Source organism: Sphingobium sp. TomTYG73 (assembly GCF_055394245.1).
In genome coordinates this window covers 2,329,489-2,353,505 of record NZ_AP027339.1, presented here as the reverse complement: position 1 = coordinate 2,353,505, position 24,017 = coordinate 2,329,489, and the positions used below count along the sequence as shown (strand labels likewise).

Genomic DNA, 24,017 nt, shown 5'->3' with positions numbered 1-24,017 from the left:
CAGTAAAAGGTCTCGTCAGCCAAAGATGGCCAAGAGCCTTCGGGTCGCAGCACTTTCATAAGTCCGAATCGGACTCGGTTGATTGGATGGATCGGACATCTCGTGGGTTGAATCAGGACTAAAATGAATGATTTCGCAGCAGAATTTATCGTTGCGGGCCACCTGTTGCCCCTTTGCCACAGCGACTCGACGCCGGCCTGCCGCAATGGCATAGGCGCCCCATGTCCTATCGCCTTGTCAGCCCGCTTTTCTTCGCGCTCGATGCAGAACGCGCGCATCATTTTTCGGTCATGCTGCTCCGCTTGATGCCCGTTTCCCCTCCACCCGCACCGGACGCCGCGCTGGCCCAGACGGTGGCGGGCATCCGCTTTCCTAATCCAGTCGGACTGGCTGCCGGCTATGACAAGGAAGGGCTGGTCGCGCACAAGATGCATGCGCTGGGCTTTGGGTTCACCGAACTCGGAACGCTCACCCCGATGCCGCAGGCGGGTAATCCCAAGCCTAGACTGTTCCGCCTGGTCGAGGATCGCGCCGTCATCAACCGCATGGGTTTCAACAATGGCGGCCTGGCGGCGGCGGCCGAGCGCGTCGCCAAGCGCCGCCGTCCTGCTGGCGATGGGCCTGCACCGATCGTCGGCATCAATATCGGCGCGAACAAGGACGCTACCGACCGCATCGCCGATTATGTCACCGGCGTGACCTGCATGGCGCCGCTTGCCGATTATCTGACGGTCAACATCTCATCCCCCAACACGCCGGGACTGCGCGCCTTGCAGGACAGGGCAGCGCTGGACCAGTTGCTGGGCGCCGTCATGGCCGCGCGTGGCATGAACGGGGGCCGGGACGGAGGTCACCTGCCGCCCGTCTTCCTGAAGGTCGCGCCCGATCTGGAGCCTGCCGATGTCGAGGATATCGCCGCCGCTTGCCTGGACCATGGGGTGGACGCATTGATCGTGTCCAACACCACGATTTCGCGGCCCCCGCTCCGGTCGGTCCATGCCAATGAAAGCGGGGGATTGTCAGGCGCGCCGCTCACCGATCTGTCGCTTCAGCGGCTGTGTGACTTCCGCCGGATATTGGGCGCGCGCCTGCCCTTGATCGGCGTTGGCGGCATCGGCAATGCGGAACAGGCCTATGCCCGGCTCCGCGCGGGGGCGAGCCTGATTCAGCTGTACAGCGCGCTTGTTTATGAAGGGCCGTATCTCGCCCGGCGCATCAATGCGGGGTTGAAAAAGCTGATGGCGCGGGATGGCTTCACGCATATCAGTGAGGTCATCGGCATCGACAGCTGATCTCGATGGTTGATCTCGGGGACTTGCGGCGGCCCGGCCGGACGATAGGGTGCGGGGCATGACGCCTCGCCTCACTGGCCTGCTGGCCCCTGTAACCCTCGCCTTCCTATATGCCGCCCCTGTCACGGCGCGCGAGCCTGTCTCACTCAATGCCACGGTTTCCGCCGCCGATCCGCGCGCGGCGGCGGCGGGGCAGGAGATGCTTCGCCAGGGCGGCAGCGCGACCGACGCCGCGATCGCCATGATGCTCGCCCTTAACGTAGTCGAACCGCATAATAGCGGCATCGGCGGCGGCGGCTTCCTGATGCATCATGATGGCGAAACGGGGGTGCTGGAGTCGATCGACGGGCGCGAAACCGCACCGGCAGCGGCCCGGCCCGACCGTTTCATCGGTGCGGACGGTCAGCCACTCGCCTTCAGGTCGGCCTGGCCCGGCGGCTATTCCGTAGGCGTGCCCGGCAACCTCCGGCTCGCCTGGGAAGCCCATCTCAAATGGGGTAAGCTTCCGTGGGCGGCGTTGTTTGCGCCTGCGATCCGCCTGGCCGAAGATGGCTTTGAGGTCCGTCAGAGGCTCGACACCGCGATGAAGGCGGTCGCCCCCATCTGGGCCGACTTTCCCGAGATTCAGAAGTTCTTCTGGATAGATGGCGCGCCCGCGCCTGTTGGCACGATGCTCAAAAACCCTCCGCTCGCTGCCCTGTTTCGGCGCATCGCCGCGGAAGGGCCAGACGCTTTTTACAAGGGCGAGACCGCACGGGCGATCGCCAGCACAGTCACCAACGCGCCCAAAAATCCCGTGCCCATGACGGAGGCCGATATCGCCTCCTATCAGGTGAGGGCGCGCAAGCCGGTCTGCGGACCGTATCGCGGCTACAGCATCTGCGGCATGGGTCCGGTTTCGTCCGGCGGGATCACCGTCCTGCAAATCCTGGGGATGGTCGAACGCTTCCCACTGGCGCAATGGGGGAAGGATGATCCCCGCTCCTGGCATGTCATCGGCGAAGCCATGCGCCTCGCCTATGCCGACCGCGACACCTGGCTGGGCGATCCCGCATTCGTGTCCGTGCCGATCGCGGGGCTGATCGACCCGGCCTATCTCAAGAAGCGATCGGCGCTCATCGCGCTTGGCCGCACCCTCAACGACTATCGCCCGGGCAGCCCGCCGGGCGCCGAGGCACGGACTGCGGCCCTGCCACAGCCGGAAAGCGGCACCAGCCATTTCGTGGCGATCGACCGGGATGGCGATATCGCGGCCTGGACCTCCACCATCGAAAGCTTCTTCGGCAGTCAGCTGATCGCCGATGGCGTCATCTTAAACAATGAACTGACCGATTTCAGCTTCACGCCCGAAAAGAACGGCGCGCCTGTCGCCAACCGGGTAGAACCGGGCAAGCGGCCGCTGTCCTCCATGTCGCCGACGATCGTCTATGACGGGAAAGGAACGCCGGTCTTCACCGTCGGCGCTGCGGGGGGGCGAACGATTATCATGCAGGTGGCGAAGGCCCTGATCGCCCATTTCGACTGGGGCTTGTCCGCGCAGGATGCCATCGCGCTGGGCTTGGAGTTCTTCGACGCCAACGGCCTTGTGCTGGAGCAGGGGACGCCGCTCGAAGCGATGAAGGCGCCGCTCGAAGCCTGGGGCCACAAGGTCACGATCGCTCCGATGGGATTGAAAGCAAATGCGGCGGAGCGCGCGCCCGACGGCCACTGGCGGGGCGCGGCCGATCCTAGAAGCCCCGGGGTTTCGCTTCAGGAATAACCGTCCAAAACCCGTCATCCCAGCGAAAGCTGGGATCTCAGGCCTCACTGCGCACCCGCACGAGATCCCAGCTTTAGCTGGGATGACGGCTGTTCGCGACGCCGGCCCTCACTTCTTCAAATCCAGCCCCGCGACTTTAAACTCAAACGGGAAGGTCTTGTCCTTCGAGCCAACCACCAGATTGACCTTCAGCACCTTCGTCCTCTTGATCGCCTCATCGGCGTTGGCTGCGGGCAGCACCTCTATCCCGTCCTTGTTTTCCGTCATCCGCCCACGCCAGTCATGGCTCTTACCATCATCGGTCACCGCCGTGACGCGGCAGTCGGACAAGTCGCAGCTGAAAGGCGCGCCCACCAGCTTCACGGTCACGTCCGCGCCACCTTCCGGCATCGGTTGTACCAGCAGCACGGAAAATGTGTCTTCGGCCGTCATCGTCTGCACGCTATTCGCGCTGCCGATATAAGCGACCTTGGGCTTGCCGCCCTCGCCTCCCTCATATTTCCACGTCTGACCGATCTGCTCGCGCTGGGTCGGCCCCTCCTTATCGCTGCCAGAACAGCCCGCCAGCAGGCTGATCGCCGCCAGCGCCAATAGGCTCCGCATCGCGCATCTCCTCAACTTCCGTTTCGATCACGCAAGGAGAACGCCCAGGCGCCCGCAGGTTTCCTACTTAGCTGTATCGCTCCGCAGTCTGCCGAATGAGTGCAATCATGTTGGGGATGCCCTGTGTCCGGTTGGAGCTGAGCTGATTCTTGAGGTCGAACGGCGCCAGCGCGCCTTCGATGTCCGCAGCGCCAATCTCGGCGGGCGCCTGATCCTGCACGGTCAGCAGGACCAGCGCGATGATCCCCTTGGTGATCGCAGCATTGCTGTCCGCCAGGAAATGCAGCCGCCCATCGTCGCGCACCGTCGGGTAGACCCACACCGCCGCCGAACAGCCTCGCACCAGCGTCGCATCGGTCTTGAGCGCGTCGGGCATCGCCTCCAGCGCGCGCCCAAGGTCGATCAGCAGTCGGTAACGGTCATCCGCGTCCAGAAATTCATATTCTTCCTGAAGATCGGCAAGGGCAGGCACATCGGTCATATCCCGCATATAGGCAGAAAAGCGGCCCGCGAAAGCCGCTTTCCTTACAGATCGACGCCCGCCGCGATCGCTTCCAGCTTGCGGATACGTTCCTTGAGGTCGGCGACCTCGATGCGCGCGCTGGCCGAAGGCGGCACAGCGTCAACGTCCGGCCGCGCCAGCTCCGCACGCTTCAGTGCCAGCCAGCCGTTCCAGCCGCGCAAAGTGGCCGCCGCGACGATCAACAGTGCGATAATGCAGCTCGCCGCGATGGTCAGCGTAAAAGCCAGCTCCTGCATGCCGTCCTCCGAACGCCTTGCTCAACGCAGGCTGTCGATCTCGTCCGCCAGCCTCGTGTTGCGGCTGGTGTAGAATGTCTCGATATCCGCCAGACGCCGGTCGATGTCGCGAAACTTCGATCGCACGTCCCGTGCCGACCGCGCCGGATTGGTCCGCACGCCTTGCCAAAATTTCTCGTCATCCCGGTCGGCATAAAGGCCCAGCGGCTTGTTCTCGGCAAAATAGGCAGCGGCGAAATAGGCGATCAGCGACCAGGGAAAGGCGCCCATCAGCGTCACCAGCACCGCGCCGACGCGAACCCACGTCACGTCGATGCCGGCATAGTCGGCGATGCCTGCGCACACGCCCATCCATTTGCCATTCTGCTTGTCGAGGTAGAATTTCGTACGGCGCGCGGCCATGTCAGTTCCTCCTGCCAATATCCTGGCGGTCGAGATCATAAGCGTCGTCGAGCGCGGAGCGCGACGGACGGAAATCGGGATTATCGGCGGCAACGATCCGCTCGACCGTTTGCAGCCGGTCTTCCAGCCGCCGCGCAAGCAGGTGCATTTCGTCCAGCAACCGCTCATCCTCATCGGTGATCTTGGGCGCCTGCTTCCACTTGGTCGTATAGTGCAGGATCAACCAGGGCATGCCGATGAACAGCATGCCGCAGATCATGATCGGTAAAAACACATCCTCCATGCGTCACGCTCCCCTGTTCAAGCTGTCCTGTTCATGCTGGCTTTCATCGCGGCGAGTTCGGCATCGACCTTCTCAGTCGACTGCAACTCGGCAATTTCCTCTTCCAGCGTCTTCTGACCCTGGCCCAGATTCAGCGCATCCGCGCGCCCTTCGGCCATATCGACGCGGCGCTCCAATATGTCGAAGCGGGCGAAGGCCTCATTCACCTTCTCCCCAGCATAGGCTTCGCGCATGCGGACACGATTTTGCGCGCTTTCCATCCGCGTGACCAGACTGTTCTGCCGGGTCCGCGCCTCGCGCAGCTTCCCTTGCAGCTTGGCGATATCCTCTTCCGAAGCCTTCAGCGCCTCGTCCAGCACCTCGATTTCATGGGAAAGCTTCTCCGCCATGTCGGCCGCCTTCTGCTTTTCGACCAACGCCGCCTTGGCCAGGTCCTCGCGATCCTTGCTCAGCGCCAGCTGCGCCTTCTCGGTCCAGCTGTCCTGCAAGCCCTGCAGCTTGCCGATATGGCGGCGCATCTCCTTCTGATCAGCGATGGTCCGCGCGGCGGACGCACGCACTTCGACCAGCGTTTCCTCCATTTCCAGGATGATCATGCGGATCATCTTCGCGGGGTCTTCGGCCCGGTCGAGCAGGTCGGTGACATTGGCGGCAATGATGTCGCGCGTGCGAGAAAAGATACCCATCGGAACTGCAATCCTTCGTTCAGCGGCTTTGCCCGCCTTCTTTGCAGGAGCCGTGCCAATTCGTGAAAAGCCGGAATTTCCTGCGTTGACTCCCTCCAGCTCCAATTAATCTTGCCAATAAGTGGTGATTTTCACCATAATATGGTCATGGAACGAAACAGCCAGTTCATCGGCCAGTCGCTGCCTTTCCTTGACGCAGTCGAGCAGGCGGGGCGCGCCGCCGAACTCGATCGCCCGATCCTGGTTGTTGGCGAGCGTGGCACGGGCAAGGAACTGGTCGCCGAGCGACTCCATCGTCTTTCGCCGCGCTGGGGGGAGCCGCTCATCGTCATGAACTGCGCCGCGCTTCCCGAAACGTTGATCGAGGCTGAGCTGTTCGGTCATGAACAGGGCGCCTTCACCGGCGCCACCCGCGCCCGCGCCGGCCGGTTCGAGGAAGCTGATGGCGGCACGCTCTTTCTCGATGAACTGGCGACCCTCTCCATGGCCGCGCAGGAACGGCTGCTGCGCGTCATCGAATATGGCGAAGTCACCCGCATCGGCGCATCGCGGCCAATGACCGTGGACGTCCGCATCATCGCCGCCACCAACGAAGACCTGCCCCTGCTCGCCGAAACAGGCCGCTTCCGCGCGGACCTGCTCGACCGGCTCAGTTTCGAAGTCATCACCCTGCCACCGCTTCGGGCGCGGGAGGGAGACGTAGCCGTGCTCGCGGACCATTTCGGCCGCCGCATGGCCGCCGAACTGGGATGGCCCGAATGGCGTGGCTTCACGCACGACTGCCTCGCCGCGCTGGAAGGGCATGGCTGGCCCGGTAATGTCCGCGAACTGCGCAATGTCGTGGAGCGGGCCGTCTATCGCTGGGAAGAGCCCTCGGCTCCCGTCGGCCGGATCATCTTCGACCCCTTTGCCTCGCCATGGAAGCCGCAGGCGCCGCCGCCCAACGCCAGTGCAGAGGAACCCAAGCCCGCCCCCGCAACCGGCTTCACCGACGTAAGCGACCTGCGGGCCGCCGTGGACGCGCATGAAGCCGCGATCGTGCAGGCAGTGCTGGAACGCCACCGCTACAATCAACGCGCGACCGCCAAGGCTCTTGGCCTAAGTTATGACCAGCTGCGCCATTGTTTGAGGAAACATGGCTTGGGTGCTGAGCGCCCGCTCTAGCTACTACCGTTCGGGCTGAGCCTTTGAAGCCCTTTTGCTTCTTCTTGCGCCGCGCTCAAGGGAAGTGAAGGGCTTCGACAGGCTCAGCCCGAACGGACGGGTGATAAGTTAGCGGGTCGGGACAGGCTCTGGCCCCGAATAGTCATAAAAGCCCTTGCCGGTCTTGCGCCCCAGCCAGCCAGCCTCGACATACTTCACCAGCAACGGCGCGGGGCGATATTTGGAATCACCAGTCGTCGACCGCAGCACGTTCAGAATCTCAAGGCAGGTATCGAGCCCAACAAAATCCGCCAGCGTCAGCGGACCCATGGGATGGTTCAGCCCCAGCCGCACGCCCGTGTCGATGTCGCGAATGTTGGAAACCCCTTCGCCCAACGCAAAGATGGATTCGTTGATCATCGGCAGCAGGATGCGATTGACGACGAAACCGGGGGAATCGAACGCCTGCACGACATGCTTGCCCAGCCGCTTGGTATAGGCTTCGATCGTCGCGACCGTTTCATCGGATGTCGCCAGCCCACGGATCAACTCGATCAGCGCCATGACCTGCACGGGGTTGAAGAAGTGGATGCCCACGAACAGCGTCGGATCGGGAACCACCTGCGCCAGCCGGGTGATGGGGATGGACGATGTGTTGGTCGCCAGGATCGTGCCCGGCGTGATCACCGCAGCGACATTGGCGAAGATGCTGCGCTTGATCTCTTCCCGCTCGGTCGCGGCTTCGATCACCAGTTGAGCCTCGGCCAGCGGAGCCAGGTCACCGCTCGGCCGGATGCGGGCGAAGGCGGCTTCGGAATCTTCCTGGCTCAACTTGCCCTTTTCGACCGCACGGGCAAGCTGCTTTGAAATGCCCTGAAGCCCCTTTTGCGCGCGCGCCAGATCGACGTCGCACAGGATCACATCATAGCCAGCCTGCGCGCTGACCTGCGCGATCCCCGCGCCCATCTGACCAGCGCCGATGACGCCCACGGTCTGAATGTCGGTCATGCTAATGTCCTCGCAAAAATAATTTGTCGCCCACTAGCGCCATGGGAAGCAGGGGGCCAGCGCTTTCGAGCATCCATCACAACGGCTGCTGTGTTAATCAGGGCTAGCGCGCCGCGTTTGTGGGACGGATAGCCCTGGCTGCCCGGCAGGCCGCTTCGGCCCTGTTCATTTCCGGCTTTGCCTGCCGCCTGCTTGATGGTTAAAAGGCCGCGCATGTCCGTTTCAGCGTCCATGCCCGAGCCGGCAACCGGAAGGTTCATTGCCGCCGTGCATCACTTTCCCTTGCGTGTCTATTTTGAGGATACGGACCTGTCCGGGCTCGTCTATCACGCCAATTATCTACGTTATATGGAGCGCGCGCGATCCGACATGCTGCGCGTGGCCGGGATCGATCAGCGCGCCGCGCAGGAAGATGGCACCGGCGTCTATGCCGTCACCAGCCTCCAAATCGCCTATAAGCGCCCGGCCCGGCTTGACGATGATTTACTGGTCGAAAGCCGCGTGACGGCCATTCGCCCCGTCGCCTGCACCATTCAGCAAAGAGTCAGGTGCGGCGATGAAATACTGACGGACGGCGAAGTCTCTGTCGCCTTCCTGACCAGCCAGGGCCGTCCCACACGGCAGCCCAAATCCTGGATCGACATTTTCAGCCGTTTGATGAGAGGGGAAGACATCAACCCATGAGCCTTTCGATGCCCGACGTTGGCGCCGCTGTCGGCGCCGCCACCCAAGCTGCGACCATTTCGCCGCTCGCCCTGTTTTTGCAGGCCGACATTGTCGTGAAGGTGGTGATGCTGGGCCTCGTGCTCGCCAGCATCTGGACCTGGGCGATGATCATCGGCTTCACCTTCACCCTGCGCAAGGCCAGCCGCCACAGCAGCGCGTTCGAGGATGATTTCTGGAAAGCGGAAGATATCGACCGCTTCTATGAGGCGCGGGGCAAGTCGTCCGATTTCCCCGCTGCCAAGGTGATGGCCGCAGGCGTCACCGAATGGCGCCGATCGACCGCGCAGAAGGTGATCGACCGCGACGGCACCCGCGACCGGCTGTCGACGGCTATGTCCAGCATGATCGCGGCAGAGGTCGATCGCCTGTCCGACCGCCTGAACATCCTCGCCACCATCGGCTCGGTCGCGCCCTTCGTCGGCTTGTTCGGGACCGTCTGGGGCATCATGCGTGCCTTCACCGCGATCGCAAAGGAGCAGAACAGCTCGCTCGCCGTTGTCGCGCCGGGCATTGCCGAAGCGCTCTTCGCCACGGCGATCGGCTTGTTCGCCGCCATCCCGGCGGTCATCGCTTACAACCGCTTCAGCCATGGCATCAACCGCATGGAATCCAAGCTCACCCGCTTCGCGGACGGCTTTTATTCGACACTCAGCCGGGAGTTGGAGGCGCAGCGGTGATGGCACCTCTCACCATCATCCCACCCCATTTCGTCATCCCAGCGAAAGCTGGGATCTCGTGCCTCGCGCCCGGCCCTATCCGGCCTGAGATGCCAGCTTTCGCTGGCATGACGGAGGTCGTGTAAATGGCCATGTCCGGCCCACCCTCTCACCGCCGTGGCCGGGGCCGCGCGCCGATGGCGGACATCAACGTCACCCCTCTGGTCGACGTTATGCTGGTGCTGCTCATCATCTTCATGGTGACTGCCCCGTTGCTCGTCACCGGCGTTCCGGTGAATCTTCCGGAAACCCGCGCCAAGGGGCTCGATCAGGATCAGAAGCCGACCGTCGTCTCCATCGACCGCGACGGCGGCCTCTACATCGACGAGACACAGATCAGCGATGCTGACCTGCCGGATCGCCTCGCCGAGATCATGTCCGCCAACGCAGGCAAAGCCGAACCGCCGCAAATTTTCCTGCGCGCGGACACGGGCCTCGACTATGGCCGGGTGATGCGCGTCATGGGCGAACTCAACCGCGCCGGGCTTAACAAGGTCGCGTTGGTCAGCACCGGCGGTGACGATGCCCCAATCTCCTCAGGCGCCGTCAGCGGCGGTTCAGAATAGGGACCATAGGACTCGGGGATGGAACGTGCGGAGAAAATCGGCCTTGGCGTGGCGACGGCGGGACATGTCCTGCTGTTCGGCTTGCTGTCGGTTGGCTTTCTCGCCACCCCCAATCCGCTCAAACTAAATTCGCCGCCGATGGACGTCAGTTTGGTGGACGAGGCCGCGCTGCAATCCGCCGCGCCGCAAATCTCGACCCAGCCGCCGCCGCCCAGCATCGCGCCGGAAGCAGGCCCGACCGAGGATGCGGCACCGGCGCCCGTTCCTGAACCCGCGCCTGTGCCGGAGCCGGAGCCGACACCCGCCAAGCCCGAACCGGCCCCGGCACCGGCAAAGAAGGACGTGGCAAAGCCCCAGCCAAAGCCGAAGCCAAGGCCCGCGCCTACACGGCCAGCGGCCAAGCCGACGCCCGCCAAAGCGAAGCCCGCCGCCGCGCCGGCCCCGGCCAAGGCCGCGCAAAAGCCTGCCGCAAAGGCCAAGCCCAATGCCCCTGCCCGCGCGTCCGGTCAGGGCAAGGCGGAAAAGCCCAAGGGGTCGCTGCTCGGCAAGGATTTCCTGAAAGGCATCGACACTGAAGCCGACGCCCCGCGCAAGGCCGCGCCGCCGCCCGCTGCGACCATGGGTCCCGTCCAGAAGGCTGCGCTTGACCGCCTCATCGGCGATCAAATCTATCGGCATTTGAAGCTCCCTTCCGGCGCGGACGTGGAACAGTTGGTGGCATTTCTGGAGGTGAAGATCGACCGCAATGGCCGGGTGATCGGCAAGCCCGAAGTGATCGACGTGCAGGGCCAGACGGCCAGCAACAAGCCGCAGGTCTCCATCTACAAGGAACGCGCCGTACAGGCGGTCATGCAGGCGTCCCCTTTCCAGGGGCTGCCGGACGAATATTATGAACAGTGGAAATGGCTCAAGCCGTTGAGAGTCTACGCAAGGAAAGCGCGATGAGAAGCTTTGGAATAACCGCACTGCTCGCCCTTTGCGCAGCCTTTGCCAGCCCTGCGATGGCCCAGTTGTCGGTCGATGTGACCGGCGACATCGACAGCAACCTCAAGATCGTCGTGCCCGCCCTGCCCCCGCAGGCGGAGGTGTCTACCCCGGCCGGTTCGTCCAGCGAATTGGGCCGCAAGATCGCCGAGGTGATCGCCTCCGACCTCAAGGGTTCGGGCCTGTTCGACCCTTCCGGCCCCGGCGGCATCCCCGCCATCGCCTTCCCCGAAGTCACCAACCCCGCCTATGACAAATGGGGCGCCTATCAGGCGCTGGTGCAGGGCTTCGTCCGCACCACGGGCGGGGAAGCGGACATCACCGTCGGCTGCTATCTCTATGACGTGGCGCTCAAGCAGGAGCTCACCCGCCAGGGTTATGTCGTCGCCCCCCGCGACTGGCGCCGCGCCGCGCATAAATGCGCAGACGCCATCTATGCGCGCCTGTCGGGCGAAAGCCCCTTCTTCGACAGCCGCATCGCCTATATCGCGGAAAGCGGCCCCAAAGGGAACCGCACCAAGCGCCTTGCCATCATGGATAGCGATGGCGCCAACCACCGCTTCATCACCAATGGCCAGTCCATCGCGCTGACCCCGCGCTTTTCGCCCGACTATAAGTCGATCGTCTATGTGAGCTATCTGGGCAGCCGGGTGCGCATCTATGTCTATGACATCGGCACCGGCCGTCAGCGGCTCGTCACCGAAAGCAACAATGCCACTTTTGCTCCGCGCTGGTCGCCCGATGGCCGCAACATCCTCTTTTCGATGGCGGTCGCGGGCAATACCGACATCTATCGCGTGTCGGCGCAGGGCGGGCAGCCCGTCCGCCTCACCACCGCTCCGGGCATCGATGTCGGGGGCAGCTATTCCCCCGATGGCACCCGCATCGTCTTTGAAAGCGACCGTTCGGGTAGCCAGCAAGTCTATGTCATGAACGCCGACGGCTCCGCCCAGCGCCGCATCAGCCACGGCGGCGGCCGCTATGCGACGCCCGAATGGAGCCCGCGCGGCGACCTCATCGCCTTCACCAAGATCAGCGGCGACTTCAAGATCGCCGTCATGACGCCGGACGGCGGCAATGAACGCATCCTCACCAATGGCTGGCAGGATGAGCAGCCGACCTGGTCGCCCAACGGCCGCGTCCTGCAATTTTTCCGCACCTCCGCCGGGCGCGAAGGCACCAGCCAGGTCTGGCAAGTCGACCTGACCGGCGTCAACGAGCGCCGCATCCCCACGCCCTTGAGCGGCTCCGACCCTGCATGGGGTCCGCTGCTGCCCTGATAGGGAACCACATCATCGCGCAAGCGTAACGACCGCATGGACTTTTTGAGGAGCCTCCCATGAAACTCAACCGCCCCCTTTTGATCGCCGTGTCCGTCCTCGCGCTCGCCGCCTGCGGCAAGAAGGCGCCCAAGGACCTGCCACCCCCGCCCGCAACCGATACCAGTGCGCAGACCGGCACCGGGACCGGCACGACCACTGGTCCGGTCAAGGGCAGCCAGGAGGATTTCGTCGCGTCGGTCTCATCCGACCGCATCTTCTTCGACACCGACCAATATGATGTCGATGCGCAGGACCAGCAGACTTTGCAGAGCCAGGCGGCATGGTTGCAGCAGAACCCCAATGTTCGCGTCACGATCGAAGGCCATGCCGACGAGCGCGGCACCCGCGACTATAATATCGCGCTGGGTGATCGCCGCGCCAATGCCGCGAAAAACTATCTCGCCTCACTCGGCATCGACCCCAGCCGGATCAACACGGTCAGCTATGGCAAGGAACGTCCGGCTGCGCTGGGTTCGGATGAGGCCGCCTGGGCACAGAACCGCCGCGCTGTGACGGTGACTGTTCAATATTAAAAAGCCTTCGGGTCGCACCAGGCTTTAGGAAGCCCGCGGTTTTCGGACCGGCGGGCTTTTCTGTGTCAGGATATGGCAACGGGCGCTCCGCTCCTCCCGCTACTTACGACAGGCGCTTGGGGTAGCAACTCCGCTTTGGGAGCACTCACAAATGACGGCGCGTCCTAAGCCTGTTTGCGCCGTTCAGCGATGCGGCGAGTGAGGAGTTGCATCATGTTGACGGTGATCTCGACGGCAGCTTCGGGGACGCCGTCGAACAGCTGCTGCGACAGGTCATCGAGCCGTGCTTCGATCCGTGCTGCAAGGTCGCGACCTGCATCGGTGAACTCCACCCGGTTCGATCGCTTGTCTTCCGGATGCGGCAGGCGCTCGATCAATCCCATCGCCGCCAGCCCGTCCAGCGTCCGCACCAGCGAGGGCTGGGTAATGCCCAGCTGATCGGCAAGGTCAGCCTGCCGCACGTCGGGTCCCAGCCGCGCGAGGTGCACCAGGCACCAGCCCGCGCTAGAGGACACCCGCAATTCCGCCAGCGCTTCGTCCGCCAGTTGCCGCCAGCCGCGCGCGACCAGCGGGAACTGCTGCACCAGCCCCTGCGTCAGGCCGGAACTAGACATCAGGATAATCCCAGGGTGGCGCGGCCGGTCATTGGCGGAAACGTCCGCTTAAACGCGACGCGTGCCGGAAAAGCCCGCCGCGCCAAACGCGCCCAATTGCATGGTGCCGTTGATCGCATCACCTTCCACGACCGCTTCGCATTCCATCGTGATGGGCATGGGCATGGTCATGTTCATCTTCCAGTTGAGCTTGTCTCCGTCGACCTTGCCCTCGGCGACGTCCAGCGACCCCATCATGCCCGCGAAGGTGCCGTGAAAGCTGGCGCCGTTGCTGATGACGGTGAACACGCCCTTCTGATCGCCCAACGGCGTCTTTGCCACGCAGTCATAAGCGCCATCGACATTCGCCATCACTTCATCTCCTCAAGCTGCCATCAATCGGCAAGGGTTCCCATTTCGACGGGCAGGCCCAGCGCGTCAAGCTGCGGCCGGACCAGTTTTGCATCGCCCACGACGACCCAGATCAGCCGCACGGGATCGATCGCCTCTCGCGCAGCCTTGTCGAGGTCGGCGGCGGTCATCGCGCGGTAGAGGCCCGGCAGCGTTTCATAAAAATCGTCCGGGCGGCCGAGCAGCCGGTTGCGCATCATCGCCCCCATCAGGTCCGACGATGTTTCGAAGCTGCCCGGCAGCGACAGGATCTGGCTGTTGATGGTCTGGTTGCGTTCGGCCTCTGTCGTGCCCTTGGCGGTCAGGAAATCGGCAATGTCGTCGCGCGCGGCGGCGATGGACGCGCCGGTCTTGTCGGTCTGGACGGGAGCATAGACGAGCAGGGGGATGGTTTCCTTGACGCCGGGCAACGCGGTGCCAGCGGAATAGGCCCAGCCTTTCGTTTCACGAAGGTCCATGATCAGGCGCGAGGTGGAGCTGCCGCCCAGCACTTCGTTGGCGGTCTGCAGCGTCAATGGGTTGTCGGTGCCCTGCTTGCCCGTCAACAGGCCCGCCAGGATCATCGATTGCGGGCTTTGCGGCTTGTCGACCAGGATGATCCGCGCGGGGCGCGCCATCCTGTCCATGCGGAACAGCTTCTTGCCCTTGGCCACGGCAGGCGTCTTCCAATCGCCGAAGCGCTTTTCGAGCAGCGGCATGATTTCGGCCAGGCTGGCGTCGCCGGTCACGAAGATGGTGGCATTGTCAGGCCGCATCCACTTGTCGTGAAAGGCGGCAAGATCAGCGCGGGTCGCCGCCTTGACGCCGCTGGCTGTGCCCGATCCGGTGAAGGGGATGCCGTAGGGATGCGCGGCGCCATAGAGCAACGGCGGCAGCAGGCGCTGGGCGATCGGCATCGGTTCGGTTTTCTCAGCGGCGATGCGGGTCAGTAGCTGACCCCGGATGCGCTCCACCTCGGTCGGAGCGAAGGCGGGGTTGCGAATGACGTCGGCGAGCAGGCCGAGCGACGCATCGAGATTGGGCTTGAGCGCATAGAGGCCGACATTGGTGCTATCCATGCCGTTGCTCGCGCCGATCGACGCGCCCAGCCGTTCCTGTTCTTCCGCAATCTGCACCGAACTGCGCGTTTTCGTGCCCTCATCCAGCAGCGCCGTGGTCAGCGCGGCCGTGCCCAGTTTTGCCTTGTCGTCGGCGGCATTGCCCGCGTCGAAGGATACCGACACCCGCACCACCGGGACGGTCGCGCGCCGGGCAAAAACGACCGGAATGCCGTTCTTGAGCCGCGCTTCCTCGACAGCGGGGAAATCCAGATCCTTGACCGGCTCGATCGGCGGTTCGGCGACCCGCGTGGGTGGCGGAGGCGTGGCGGCTACCGGCGCGGGCTTTTTGGGATCGCGGAAATAGGCGGGGTGGTGCGTGGCGTTGCCCGCGAGCGCATTATCCTCCGCCGTCCGTTCACCGGGCGCCACCGTCAGCCGGAATACCGGACGCCCGAGCCATTTGCGGGCGGTGTCGCCCACCGATTGCGGCGTAGCGGCGGCGTAGAGGGCGAGGTCCTTCTTATATTTGCCCGGATCGTCGGAATAGACCGCCCCCTCTGCCAGGGTCACCGCCTTGCCGCTGAAGCCGCCGACCTTTTCCAGACCGCCGATCGTACCCGACAGCTGCTGGGTCGCGGCGCGTTGAACCTCGTCGGCGGTAGGCCCCTTGGCAAGATAGTCGGCCAGCAATTGGTCGAGCCGCCTGCCGACGGCGGTGGCGTCCTGCCCCGGCTTCACGTCAACGGTAATTTCCGCGATCGACAGCTTTTCGAACGGTTGGATGCTGGCCTTGACGCCGACGGCCACTTTCTCGTCGCGCACCAATATATTGTCGAGGCGGGAGGATTTAAGGCCGCCGAACACCGACATCGCCAGATCGAGTTGGGGCAGGTCGGCCGAATCGGCGCCCGGCACGATCCAGTTGCGGTAGAGCCGGGTCGCCGCGACATTGTCGTGCATCAGCTTGTCGACTTGCCTGTCGAGCGTCGGCACGGTGGCGTCCACATCCTTTGGCGCAGGACCGGCCGGGATGTTGCCGAACCATTTTTCGACCTTCGCTTTGGCGGTGGGCACGTCGATATCCCCGGCCAGCACCAGCACGGCATTGTTCGGGCCGTAGTGGGTCTTGAACCAGTTCTGCACGTCGGCAAGGCTGGCTGCATTCAGGTCCGCCATCGATCCGATGGTCGAGTGGCGATAGGGATGGCCTTCGGGCAGCATGGCGGCAAGCTGGGCATATTCGACCAGACCGTATGGCTCATTCTCGCCCATCCGCTTTTCATTCTGCACGACGCTGCGCTGCGCATCGAGCTTGGTTTGCGTCACCGCGCCGAGCAGGTGACCCATGCGGTCGGATTCGAGGAACAATGCCCGGTCGAGCGCGCCGGTCGGCACCGTTTCGAAATAATTGGTGCGATCGAACCAGGTCGTGCCGTTCCAGTCGGTCGCGCCGATATCCTCCAGCCGTCCAAAGAATGGCCCATCGGCATTTTCCGAACCATAGAACATCAGATGTTCGAACAGATGAGCAAAGCCCGTCTTGCCCGCAGGCTCGAAGCGAGAGCCGACATGATACCAGACCGACACCGCCACCACGGGAGCCTTGCGATCGGTATGGACGATGACGCGCAGGCCGTTTTTCAGTGTGAACTGCTCATAGGGAATATCGACGGCGGAAACGAGGCTGGAAAGCGGGGCTGAAGCCGTCTGAGCCGCTGGGGCAGCAAGCGCGACGGGGACTGGAAGGGCGATGATCGACAGGCTTATTGAAGACAGGCCAAGCGACAGAGCCAGGCGACGCGAGGTGGAGGAAAAAATCATGGGCGCCCTCATCGAAGCTGGAGATCATCGCCGGGGAGGCGGCAATGGCTGGCCGCAGCATAGCGGCGCATGGGGACGGCGCAATATGCATTGGATGGACGGCGCGTCGGGATCGGAGGCTTATCTCCCTCTAATATGGGCAGGTTTGCGCCGAGCGGTCGAGCAATGCTAAGGATAATTGCGTAGCGCCTCTTGTGTGGCTTTTATGCAACATTACATCGTGGCTAGTTTCACGAAGGGCTTCCTATGAACCTCGAAAAATTCACTGACCGCGCCAAGGGCTTCCTGCAATCGGCGCAAACCGTCGCGATCCGCATGAGCCATCAGCGGATCAGTCCGGAGCATCTGCTGAAGGCGCTGCTGGAAGACAATCAGGGCATGGCTTCCGGCCTGATCAAGGCGGCGGGCGGCGATCCCGCTGTCGCGCTGCGGGAAACCGATGCAGCGCTGGCCAAGGTGCCTGCGGTGTCGGGCAGCGGGGCGCAGCAGACGCCGGGCCTCGACAATGACGCGGTGCGGGTGCTGGACAGCGCCGAGCAGGTGGCGGCGAAGGCCGGGGACAGCTTTGTCACGGTTGAGCGGCTGCTGCTGGCGCTTTGCCTGGCGACCACGAGCGCGGCGGGCAAGGCTCTGGCGGCGGCGGGACTGAAGGCGGAGGCGCTGAATAGCGCGATCAACGATCTGCGTGGCGGGCGCACGGCCGACACGGCAGGCGCGGAGGATCGCTATGATGCGCTGAAGAAGTTCGCGCGCGACCTGACCGAGGCGGCACGCGAGGGCAAGCTGGACCCGGTGATCGGGCGCGACGAGGAAATTCGACGGACGATCCAGATTCTGGCGCGGCGAACCAAGAATAATCCCGTGCTGATCGGCGATCCCGGCGTGGGCAAGACCGCGATTGCGGAGGGCCTCGCGCTGCGCATTGCCAATGGCGACGTGCCCGATACGCTGAAAGACCGCACGCTGATGGCGCTTGACATGGGATCGCTGATCGCGGGCGCGAAATATCGCGGGGAGTTCGAGGAGCGTCTGAAGGGCGTTCTGGACGAAGTGAAGGGCGCCGAAGGGCAGGTCGTCCTGTTCATCGACGAGATGCACACGCTGATCGGCGCGGGCAAGTCTGAGGGCGCGATGGACGCGGGCAATCTGTTGAAGCCAGCCCTCGCTCGCGGCGAGTTGCACTGCATCGGCGCGACGACGCTCGATGAATATCGCAAATATGTCGAGAAGGACCCCGCGCTCCAGCGGCGCTTCCAGCCGGTCTTCGTGGGCGAGCCGACGGTGGAGGACACCATCTCCATCCTGCGCGGCCTGAAGGAAAAATATGAGCTGCACCATGGCGTGCGGATCACGGACGGCGCGCTGGTGTCGGCGGCGACGCTCTCCAACCGCTACATCACCGATCGCTTCCTGCCGGACAAGGCCATAGACCTGATGGACGAAGCCGCCAGCCGTCTGCGGATGGAGGTGGAGAGTAAGCCAGAGGAGATCGAAAATCTCGACCGGCGGATCATCCAGCTGAAGATCGAGCGCGAGGCGCTGAAGAAGGAGACGGACAAGGCGTCCAAGGATCGCCTGGACGCGCTGGAGGAGGACCTCGCGAACCTTGAGGAGCAGTCCGCGGCGTTGACGCAGCGCTGGCAGGCGGAGAAGGACAAGATCGCGGGCGACAGCAAGCTGAAGGAACAGCTGGAGGCAGCTCGCGTGGAACTGGAACAGGCGCAGCGGGCGGGCGATCTCGCCAAGGCTGGCGAGCTGGCCTATGGGCGCATTCCCGATCTGGAGCGCAAGATCGCCGAGGCAGAGGGCGCGACCGAAGGCGCGATGCTGCGCGAGGAAGTGACGCCGGAGGACATCGCCTCGGTCGTGTCGCGCTGGACGGGCATTCCTGTCGACAAGATGATGGAAGGTGAGCGCGAGAAGCTGCTCGCCATGGAGGAAGAGCTTGGCAAGCGGGTGATCGGACAGGCCGACGCGGTGAAGGCCGTAGCGACCGCCGTGCGCCGTTCGCGTGCCGGATTGCAGGACCCGAACCGGCCGCTCGGGTCGTTCCTGTTTCTTGGCCCCACGGGCGTCGGCAAGACGGAGCTGACCAAGGCGCTCGCCGGATTCCTGTTCGACGACGACAGCGCGATGGTGCGGATCGACATGAGCGAGTTCATGGAGAAGCATTCGGTCGCCCGGCTGATCGGCGCGCCTCCGGGCTATGTCGGCTATGAGGAAGGTGGCGTCTTGACCGAAGCGGTGCGGCGGCGGCCCTATCAGGTCGTGCTGTTCGATGAAGTCGAGAAGGCGCACAGCGACGTGTTTAACGTGCTGTTGCAGGTGCTGGACGATGGCCGCCTGACCGATGGGCAGGGCCGGACAGTGGACTTCACCAACACGATCATCGTGCTGACGTCGAACCTGGGCAGCCAGTTCATCGCTTCGCTGGCCGATGATGAGCCTGTCGAGAAGGTCGAGGATCAGGTGATGGACATCGTGCGAGGCCATTTCAGGCCGGAATTCTTGAACCGCCTTGATGAGGTGATCCTGTTCCATCGCCTCGGTGCGAGCCACATGGCGCCGATCGTGGACATTCAGGTCGCGCGCATCGGCAAGCTGCTGAAGGACCGCAAGGTGGTGCTGGACCTGACAGATGGTGCGCGGGCTTGGCTGGGACGGGTCGGTTATGACCCGGTCTATGGCGCAAGGCCGTTGAAGCGGGCGGTGCAGCGCTATTTGCAGGACCCGCTCGCGGACCTGATCCTGCGCGGCGAGGTGCCGGATGGCGCGACAGTGCGTGTGGATGAGGGGGATGGGGCCTTGCAGTTGCGGGTGGGGTAATGTTCATCACCCCTCCCCTGAAGGGAAGGGGCATATATCGAAAAAAGGGGCGCATCCTTTTGGACGCGCCCTCTTCCTTTTCCTGGCGTTACGACTTCAGATCAGAAGTTGGCCTTCACGCCCAGCCGGTAGGCGCGGCCGTAGATGCCGGTGCCACCCTGAACCGGGTTGTAGTTGTTGGCGCCATAGGTAACCGGATCGATCGGCGGCAGATCGTCAAAGACATTGAGCACGTTCAGATAGACCGTGAAATTGTCGTTGAGCTTGTAGCTGGTGGTGAGATCGACGGTGATATAGGGCTTTACGTCGCACTTGACGAACTGCGGCGAGAGCAGGCCGCAATCACCCGACGTGCCGGGACCTTCGATGTCTTCGGCCGACAGATTGTAGCCGCCGAAATATTCTGCCGTCGCCGAAAGGGTCCAGCGCTTCCATTCCAGCGTGTTGGTCCAGCTGCCATGCCATTCGGGCGTGCCAGATCCGGCGGTCAGGCTGTTGTTGCCAAGCGTACCTTCATAGCTTTCGACACTGCCGTCGGCGAATGTGGTGTCGAGATTGATGATGTAGGTCGCCTCCAGCGAACTGGTGAGACGCACATCGCCGAAGTCGAACCGGCCGGTCGCCGCGAAATCAAGACCTTCCGACCGGATCGTGTTGGCGTTGATTAACGGCGCCTGAACATAGGCGACGCGCGGCAGAGCGCCCGGATGCAGCGGATCTGGCGAATCCGCGATGATGTTATAGCCCGCCGGGATCGCCGCACCCGAATAATAGGCGGCCAGCGCCGGGCCATAAGGCGCGGGGATGATCGCTCCCTTCTTCTTGATATTATAATAGTCGACGCTCAGCCGGATGTTGCGGCTGGGCTCGAAGATCACGCCCGCCGTCCAGCTGGTCGATTTTTCCGGTTCAAGGTCGGGACTGGCCAACTGGGTTTGGCCATAGCTGCTGGCATTGAGATAGGTCGGGCAGCTGGCGAAGGTGGCCTTGCTGCATCCGAACTGCGCCAGATAAGAGTCGGGGAATGTGCCGGACGTATTGTTGACGAAGCCGGTCGTCGGCAGCGCGTTAGCTTCTGCGAAGCTCGGGATGCGGAAGCCCCGCGACCAGGTGCCGCGTAGCGTCAGCGCGTCGAACGGCTTGTAGCGGAAGCCGACCTTGGGCGAGAAGGCGTCCTGGCCGCTGTTATAATTGTCATAGCGGCCCGATGCGTTGACTTCGAAGCCTTCGAAAGCGGGGACGCTCAACTCGACAAAGCCCGACCGAACGACGCGCTCACCCTTGGTGCCGAAGGCATTGAGGATGAAATAGCGCTGGGTCGGACCTGCAAAGTCGTCGTTGGCGCTGGGAGCGTTGATCGATTCCAGACGGATTTGACCACCAAAGCCAAGCTGGACGGGGCCAGCGGGTAGATCGAACAGCGTGCCGTTGAAGCTGACTTGGGCGGCATAAAGTTCGGACTTGGACTTGGTGATGTTGTCGGGCGACAGATAATCCAGGACCGACTGGCTGTTCGACAGCGGATTGACGAAATTATAGCTGCCGTCGGCGACCACGTTCAGCAGGTTCTGGATGTAGACATAGCCCTTCGACGTGCGGGTGAGGTCGGTCACCATGCCGACGATGTCCGCCGCGAAGTTCCAGTTATCCGTGATCGGCCCAGCGATCGAGAAGGCTCCACGATAGGTGCGGCTGAGCGTTTCATTATATTCCGTCAGGTTGGGAATACGGCCCATGATCCGGGCCTGCAGGCCCTGCGCTGCGAAGGGGTTGTTCGGGTTCAGCGTACCGTTGGTGATGTCGCAATTGGGCTGCGGCAGGCCGTTGACTAGCGGGCAGACATAGACCGGCAGCGCCAGTGCGAAGGAGCCCGGAGCGTTGGGCAGGCCGCTATTATAGGTGCTGAAGCGGGGGAACGCGATGCCCGCCGGGCCATTGGCGCGAATGGTCGCCGGTTCGCCGGTGTAGCTCACCTTGCTCTGAAGATAGTTGGCGGTGAAGGACGCTTCGATATCGTCAGTGACGGCGACTGTCGCCTTCAATGCGCCGCCGAAACGTTCGATCCGGGGCGAGATAACGCCATATTGACGCACCAGATCGCCTTGGCAGACGGTGTTGGGCGCAAAGGCGTTCTGATCGGTATCGGCCAATTCGGCTGCGGTCAGGGTGTAGGGAGTCTCGCCAGCGATACAGCCTGCGGCGGGGTTGAGGATCTGATAGCGGCCGAGCGGATCGTCAAGCGCGCTGGTTGAATCGGTTGGCGCAACAAAGAAAGTGGTCGCGAAGGAGCGGCGGTCGCTCGTGCCGGTGGCGTCTGCCCAACCGACATAACCCGTGCTGGACGGGTTGATCGAGCCGCCATTGGGGCCGACCTGCGGCCCGCAGACGCCATCACGGCAGATGCCCGACTGATCCTGCGAATTATAGGGGTAAGGCCGGTCGCGATTGTAGAGCGCGTTCTGGCGATACCAGAAGCCGCTGGCATAAATGTTATAGCCGTCGCGGTTGAGGTCGCCGGTTCCTACGGTCAAGGTGGCGCGGTAGTTTTCGCCATCGCCACGTTCGGTGATGCCGCCTTCGATGCGACCGCCGATACCCTTGAACTGCTTTTTGGTGATGACGTTAATGACGCCCGCGATGGCGTCGGCGCCATAGGTGGACGATGCGCCGTCTCGCAGCACTTCAACGCGATCGACGATATCGTCAGGGATGGTGTTAAGATCGACAAAGTTGCGCGTCGCGTCATCCGCCAGCGGATAATAGGCGGCGCGCTGGCCATCGAAAAGGACAAGCGTGGAGCTGGTGGACAGGCCGCGCAGAGAGACTGCGGACGCGCCAGCCGCAAAGGCTCCGTTCGCCGAAAAGCTGTTGGTGAGCGCGGCGCCATTGTTGGACGATATGCGCTGAAGCGCTTCCTGCGTGGTCTGGATGCCGCGCTGTTCAAGCGACTCGGACGTCAGGACTGAGATCGGCGAAGGCGTGTTGTTCACGTCCTGCCGTAGGATGGAGCCGGTGACCACGATGGTCGCTTGAGGTTCTTCGGCCACGGTGCCAGCCGGAGTGTCCTGCGCAAAGGCAGGAGCGGCGAGCGCCGCGAAACCGGCGCCCGCGCATGCGAGCGCCTGCAGCGCTGCGCTATTGCGCAGCCACGCATTGTTCGAGATTTTCTTCACAGTCCAGTCCCTTGCTCTGGAGCGGCGCAAGCGAACCTGCGCCTAGTTACCGACGCATGGAGAGGGGCCTAGGAGCCCGACAGCAAACCCCTCTTCATCCGTGCTGTGCGATAGTCTGCGCAGTCGTTTTATGCGTGTAAAGCAATGCTAGGGAGCGGAGCGCACTTTGCTGTTTCACTGTCGTAAATTTGCCACATAGGCGATAAGCGCGGTTTTACGTTCGTTTAACAACTTTATTTGCAGTCATTTATGGCAGGCGGAACTTTGATGCTCTGTCATTGCCACAGGTTACACTAAGTTGCGCAAATGCATCTCAGTTCAGTTTGCTGGCATTGGTCCGGTGAGCAGAAGCGGGTCGATCCGCGCTTCGTTCCAGCGCAAGCCCCAGTGAAGGTGCGGGCCAGTGGCGCGGCCGGTGGCGCCGATCGCGCCGATATTCTGACCCTGACGAATGGACTGGCCGAGCTTCACGTCGATGCGGGAGAGGTGAAGGAAGGCGCTGGTGAGGCCATGGCCATGGTCGATCATCAGCAGATTTCCCTCGAGCGTGAACGGGTGATCGGCCGCCAGCGTCACCACGCCGTCAGCAGGCGCCAGAACGGGATCGCCGGTCGCCCCGGCGATATCGATGCCGCCATGATAGGCGCCGGGTACGCCCTGATAGACGCGCTGCGATCCGAACAGGCCGGAAATGCGACCGACGCGCGGCCAGAGGAAGTGCTGGCGCCAGCCTTGGGCGCCGGTTTCCTGCGCGCGGGCGGCGGCGATCTGTGCCAGTTCCGGGCGGCGCAACGCGAGGAAGGCTTCATTGTCGCGCACCGGGCGGAGGGGCGTGTTGACGCGCTCTATCCGCCAGGCGCGTGAGGCGATGCTGATGGGCTGGTTGATGATGCGACCGTCGGAGAGGCGGGCGGTGAGCTGCGCCTGCGGCCCGGCGTCACGGTCGAAGGCGATGAGGAAGCGGCCATCGGGATCGACGCGGACGAGTTGATTGTCGAGGCGTAATTCCGTCGTCGCGGGTGGCGCTGTCCCGGTGAGCGTGCCGCCCTGCTGCGCGGCGCCGTGAAGGGTGATGCTGGCGGCGGGAACGGGAGCCGGATTGCTCGCCGCGCCCACGCTGCCGGTTATCAGCAGAAGCGCGGCTGCCCAGCATTTCATCGCAGGCCGCGCGCCTTCAGCTCCGCCTGGGCCGAGGCTTCGGCGCTGGCATAGGGTTCCTGGCGGGCGATGCTCCAATAGCGAAGGTCGTCGAGCGGAATCTGCTGGCCCGTGACGGCGCAAACGACATGGTCGCCTGCCTGAAGCACGCGGAAGCTGTAGGCCATATAATGGAGGCGGGCCGGACGATCGCGGTTGGACATCAGCATGGGA

The 24,017-nt window shown here is 63.4% G+C and carries 23 protein-coding genes; 10 read left to right on the top strand and 13 right to left on the bottom strand.

Annotated features, from left to right (window positions below; genetic code table 11):
* Positions 1-221 precede the first annotated feature (221 nt).
* Positions 222-1,292 carry a quinone-dependent dihydroorotate dehydrogenase gene (locus ACZ5TH_RS11830; protein WP_464771623.1) on the top strand — a complete coding sequence of 357 codons (1,071 nt, stop codon included), beginning with the start codon at positions 222-224 and terminating at the stop codon, positions 1,290-1,292.
* Between the two features lie 58 nt (positions 1,293-1,350).
* Positions 1,351-3,051: a gamma-glutamyltransferase gene (gene ggt, locus ACZ5TH_RS11825; protein WP_464794034.1), complete on the top strand. Its 1,701-nt coding sequence runs from the start codon at positions 1,351-1,353 to the stop codon at positions 3,049-3,051.
* 108 nt (positions 3,052-3,159) lie between these two features.
* On the opposite strand, the gene ACZ5TH_RS11820 is transcribed toward ggt, so the two are convergent.
* From ACZ5TH_RS11820 to pspA, 6 genes are all read right to left on the bottom strand, one after another.
* A complete protein-coding gene (locus ACZ5TH_RS11820) occupies positions 3,160-3,654 on the bottom strand; it encodes a hypothetical protein (protein ID WP_464794033.1) in 495 nt (164 codons plus the stop codon).
* 67 nt (positions 3,655-3,721) lie between these two features.
* On the bottom strand, positions 3,722-4,144 hold the full coding sequence (locus tag ACZ5TH_RS11815; protein WP_449470688.1) for a SufE family protein: 423 nt from the start codon (positions 4,142-4,144) through the stop codon (positions 3,722-3,724).
* Positions 4,145-4,179: 35 nt separating this feature from the next.
* Positions 4,180-4,413, bottom strand: a complete 234-nt coding sequence (locus ACZ5TH_RS11810; protein ID WP_449470687.1) for a hypothetical protein — start codon at positions 4,411-4,413, stop codon at positions 4,180-4,182.
* 21 nt (positions 4,414-4,434) lie between these two features.
* A complete protein-coding gene (pspC, locus tag ACZ5TH_RS11805; RefSeq protein WP_464794032.1) occupies positions 4,435-4,815 on the bottom strand; it encodes an envelope stress response membrane protein PspC in 381 nt (126 codons plus the stop codon).
* Position 4,816: 1 nt separating this feature from the next.
* On the bottom strand, positions 4,817-5,098 hold the full coding sequence (pspB, locus tag ACZ5TH_RS11800) for an envelope stress response membrane protein PspB (RefSeq protein ID WP_449470683.1): 282 nt from the start codon (positions 5,096-5,098) through the stop codon (positions 4,817-4,819).
* 17 nt (positions 5,099-5,115) lie between these two features.
* On the bottom strand, positions 5,116-5,784 hold the full coding sequence (gene pspA, locus ACZ5TH_RS11795) for a phage shock protein PspA (protein WP_449470682.1): 669 nt from the start codon (positions 5,782-5,784) through the stop codon (positions 5,116-5,118).
* 147 nt (positions 5,785-5,931) lie between these two features.
* On the opposite strand from pspA, the gene pspF reads away from it, so the two are divergent.
* Positions 5,932-6,948: a phage shock protein operon transcriptional activator gene (pspF, locus tag ACZ5TH_RS11790; RefSeq protein WP_464794031.1), complete on the top strand. Its 1,017-nt coding sequence runs from the start codon at positions 5,932-5,934 to the stop codon at positions 6,946-6,948.
* Positions 6,949-7,056: 108 nt separating this feature from the next.
* Here pspF and ACZ5TH_RS11785 read toward each other — a convergent pair whose 3' ends face one another.
* Positions 7,057-7,935: a 3-hydroxybutyryl-CoA dehydrogenase gene (locus ACZ5TH_RS11785; RefSeq protein WP_464794030.1), complete on the bottom strand. Its 879-nt coding sequence runs from the start codon at positions 7,933-7,935 to the stop codon at positions 7,057-7,059.
* 213 nt (positions 7,936-8,148) lie between these two features.
* Between ACZ5TH_RS11785 and ybgC the strand changes: the two genes are divergently transcribed.
* The 6 genes from ybgC (at position 8,149) to pal (ending at position 12,782) form a co-directional block, all read left to right on the top strand.
* Positions 8,149-8,619: a tol-pal system-associated acyl-CoA thioesterase gene (gene ybgC / locus ACZ5TH_RS11780; protein WP_464794029.1), complete on the top strand. Its 471-nt coding sequence runs from the start codon at positions 8,149-8,151 to the stop codon at positions 8,617-8,619.
* A complete protein-coding gene (gene tolQ, locus ACZ5TH_RS11775; RefSeq protein WP_449470678.1) occupies positions 8,616-9,338 on the top strand; it encodes a protein TolQ in 723 nt (240 codons plus the stop codon). The genes ybgC and tolQ overlap by 4 nt, the downstream gene beginning before the upstream one ends.
* Before the next feature lie 125 nt (positions 9,339-9,463).
* Positions 9,464-9,943, top strand: coding sequence for a protein TolR (gene tolR / locus ACZ5TH_RS11770; RefSeq protein WP_460987120.1), 480 nt, complete (start codon positions 9,464-9,466; stop codon positions 9,941-9,943).
* 18 nt (positions 9,944-9,961) lie between these two features.
* Positions 9,962-10,888 carry a cell envelope biogenesis protein TolA gene (locus ACZ5TH_RS11765; protein ID WP_464794028.1) on the top strand — a complete coding sequence of 309 codons (927 nt, stop codon included), beginning with the start codon at positions 9,962-9,964 and terminating at the stop codon, positions 10,886-10,888.
* On the top strand, positions 10,885-12,207 hold the full coding sequence (tolB, locus tag ACZ5TH_RS11760; protein WP_460987118.1) for a Tol-Pal system beta propeller repeat protein TolB: 1,323 nt from the start codon (positions 10,885-10,887) through the stop codon (positions 12,205-12,207). Before ACZ5TH_RS11765 ends, tolB begins: the two co-directional genes overlap by 4 nt.
* Before the next feature lie 59 nt (positions 12,208-12,266).
* Positions 12,267-12,782, top strand: coding sequence for a peptidoglycan-associated lipoprotein Pal (gene pal, locus ACZ5TH_RS11755; protein WP_449470672.1), 516 nt, complete (start codon positions 12,267-12,269; stop codon positions 12,780-12,782).
* 164 nt (positions 12,783-12,946) lie between these two features.
* On the opposite strand, the gene ACZ5TH_RS11750 is transcribed toward pal, so the two are convergent.
* From ACZ5TH_RS11750 to ACZ5TH_RS11740, 3 genes are read right to left on the bottom strand one after another with little or no spacing between them, the layout of a single operon-like run.
* On the bottom strand, positions 12,947-13,396 hold the full coding sequence (locus tag ACZ5TH_RS11750; protein ID WP_464771615.1) for a MarR family winged helix-turn-helix transcriptional regulator: 450 nt from the start codon (positions 13,394-13,396) through the stop codon (positions 12,947-12,949).
* A gap of 48 nt (positions 13,397-13,444) precedes the next feature.
* Entirely contained in the window at positions 13,445-13,747 is a 303-nt protein-coding gene (locus ACZ5TH_RS11745) for a hypothetical protein (RefSeq protein ID WP_464787847.1), read from the bottom strand.
* A 23-nt stretch (positions 13,748-13,770) separates the two neighbouring features.
* The gene (locus tag ACZ5TH_RS11740; protein ID WP_464794027.1) at positions 13,771-16,647 is read right to left on the bottom strand and encodes a M16 family metallopeptidase; all 2,877 of its coding nucleotides are present in this window, start codon (positions 16,645-16,647) and stop codon (positions 13,771-13,773) included.
* 246 nt (positions 16,648-16,893) lie between these two features.
* On the opposite strand from ACZ5TH_RS11740, the gene clpB reads away from it, so the two are divergent.
* Positions 16,894-19,473, top strand: coding sequence for an ATP-dependent chaperone ClpB (gene clpB, locus ACZ5TH_RS11735; protein WP_464794026.1), 2,580 nt, complete (start codon positions 16,894-16,896; stop codon positions 19,471-19,473).
* 101 nt (positions 19,474-19,574) lie between these two features.
* Here the strand turns inward: clpB and ACZ5TH_RS11730 are convergent, their stop codons facing one another.
* The 3 genes from ACZ5TH_RS11730 to ACZ5TH_RS11720 all read right to left on the bottom strand — a co-directional run bounded on the left by ACZ5TH_RS11730 (position 19,575) and on the right by ACZ5TH_RS11720 (position 24,013).
* Positions 19,575-22,646 (bottom strand): TonB-dependent receptor plug domain-containing protein, encoded by a 3,072-nt coding sequence (locus tag ACZ5TH_RS11730; protein WP_464794025.1) that lies wholly within the window; start codon positions 22,644-22,646, stop codon positions 19,575-19,577.
* Between the two features lie 318 nt (positions 22,647-22,964).
* On the bottom strand, positions 22,965-23,804 hold the full coding sequence (locus tag ACZ5TH_RS11725; RefSeq protein ID WP_464794024.1) for a M23 family metallopeptidase: 840 nt from the start codon (positions 23,802-23,804) through the stop codon (positions 22,965-22,967).
* Complete coding sequence (locus ACZ5TH_RS11720; protein WP_449470660.1) at positions 23,801-24,013, bottom strand: DUF2093 domain-containing protein; 213 nt, start codon at positions 24,011-24,013, stop codon at positions 23,801-23,803. The genes ACZ5TH_RS11725 and ACZ5TH_RS11720 overlap by 4 nt, the downstream gene beginning before the upstream one ends.
* Between the last annotated feature and the right edge of the window lie 4 nt (positions 24,014-24,017).

Excerpts from the sequence above, each read along its gene's own strand:
- ACZ5TH_RS11830 (WP_464771623.1), top strand. The coding sequence starts at position 222 with ATGTCCTATCGCCTTGTCAGCCCGCTTTTCTTCGCGCTCGATGCAGAA.
- ACZ5TH_RS11765 (WP_464794028.1), top strand. The coding sequence starts at position 9,962 with ATGGAACGTGCGGAGAAAATCGGCCTTGGCGTGGCGACGGCGGGACAT.
- ACZ5TH_RS11810 (WP_449470687.1), bottom strand. The coding sequence starts at position 4,413 with ATGCAGGAGCTGGCTTTTACGCTGACCATCGCGGCGAGCTGCATTATC.
- ggt (WP_464794034.1), top strand. The coding sequence starts at position 1,351 with ATGACGCCTCGCCTCACTGGCCTGCTGGCCCCTGTAACCCTCGCCTTC.
- ACZ5TH_RS11820 (WP_464794033.1), bottom strand. The coding sequence starts at position 3,654 with ATGCGGAGCCTATTGGCGCTGGCGGCGATCAGCCTGCTGGCGGGCTGT.
- ACZ5TH_RS11720 (WP_449470660.1), bottom strand. The coding sequence starts at position 24,013 with ATGCTGATGTCCAACCGCGATCGTCCGGCCCGCCTCCATTATATGGCC.
- pspF (WP_464794031.1), top strand. The coding sequence starts at position 5,932 with ATGGAACGAAACAGCCAGTTCATCGGCCAGTCGCTGCCTTTCCTTGAC.
- pspB (WP_449470683.1), bottom strand. The coding sequence starts at position 5,098 with ATGGAGGATGTGTTTTTACCGATCATGATCTGCGGCATGCTGTTCATC.
- tolB (WP_460987118.1), top strand. The coding sequence starts at position 10,885 with ATGAGAAGCTTTGGAATAACCGCACTGCTCGCCCTTTGCGCAGCCTTT.
- pal (WP_449470672.1), top strand. The coding sequence starts at position 12,267 with ATGAAACTCAACCGCCCCCTTTTGATCGCCGTGTCCGTCCTCGCGCTC.
- ACZ5TH_RS11750 (WP_464771615.1), bottom strand. The coding sequence starts at position 13,396 with ATGTCTAGTTCCGGCCTGACGCAGGGGCTGGTGCAGCAGTTCCCGCTG.
- pspC (WP_464794032.1), bottom strand. The coding sequence starts at position 4,815 with ATGGCCGCGCGCCGTACGAAATTCTACCTCGACAAGCAGAATGGCAAA.
- tolQ (WP_449470678.1), top strand. The coding sequence starts at position 8,616 with ATGAGCCTTTCGATGCCCGACGTTGGCGCCGCTGTCGGCGCCGCCACC.
- ACZ5TH_RS11745 (WP_464787847.1), bottom strand. The coding sequence starts at position 13,747 with ATGGCGAATGTCGATGGCGCTTATGACTGCGTGGCAAAGACGCCGTTG.
- ACZ5TH_RS11785 (WP_464794030.1), bottom strand. The coding sequence starts at position 7,935 with ATGACCGACATTCAGACCGTGGGCGTCATCGGCGCTGGTCAGATGGGC.
- ACZ5TH_RS11725 (WP_464794024.1), bottom strand. The coding sequence starts at position 23,804 with ATGAAATGCTGGGCAGCCGCGCTTCTGCTGATAACCGGCAGCGTGGGC.
- ACZ5TH_RS11740 (WP_464794027.1), bottom strand. The coding sequence starts at position 16,647 with ATGATTTTTTCCTCCACCTCGCGTCGCCTGGCTCTGTCGCTTGGCCTG.
- tolR (WP_460987120.1), top strand. The coding sequence starts at position 9,464 with ATGGCCATGTCCGGCCCACCCTCTCACCGCCGTGGCCGGGGCCGCGCG.
- ACZ5TH_RS11815 (WP_449470688.1), bottom strand. The coding sequence starts at position 4,144 with ATGCGGGATATGACCGATGTGCCTGCCCTTGCCGATCTTCAGGAAGAA.
- ybgC (WP_464794029.1), top strand. The coding sequence starts at position 8,149 with ATGTCCGTTTCAGCGTCCATGCCCGAGCCGGCAACCGGAAGGTTCATT.
- pspA (WP_449470682.1), bottom strand. The coding sequence starts at position 5,784 with ATGGGTATCTTTTCTCGCACGCGCGACATCATTGCCGCCAATGTCACC.
- clpB (WP_464794026.1), top strand. The coding sequence starts at position 16,894 with ATGAACCTCGAAAAATTCACTGACCGCGCCAAGGGCTTCCTGCAATCG.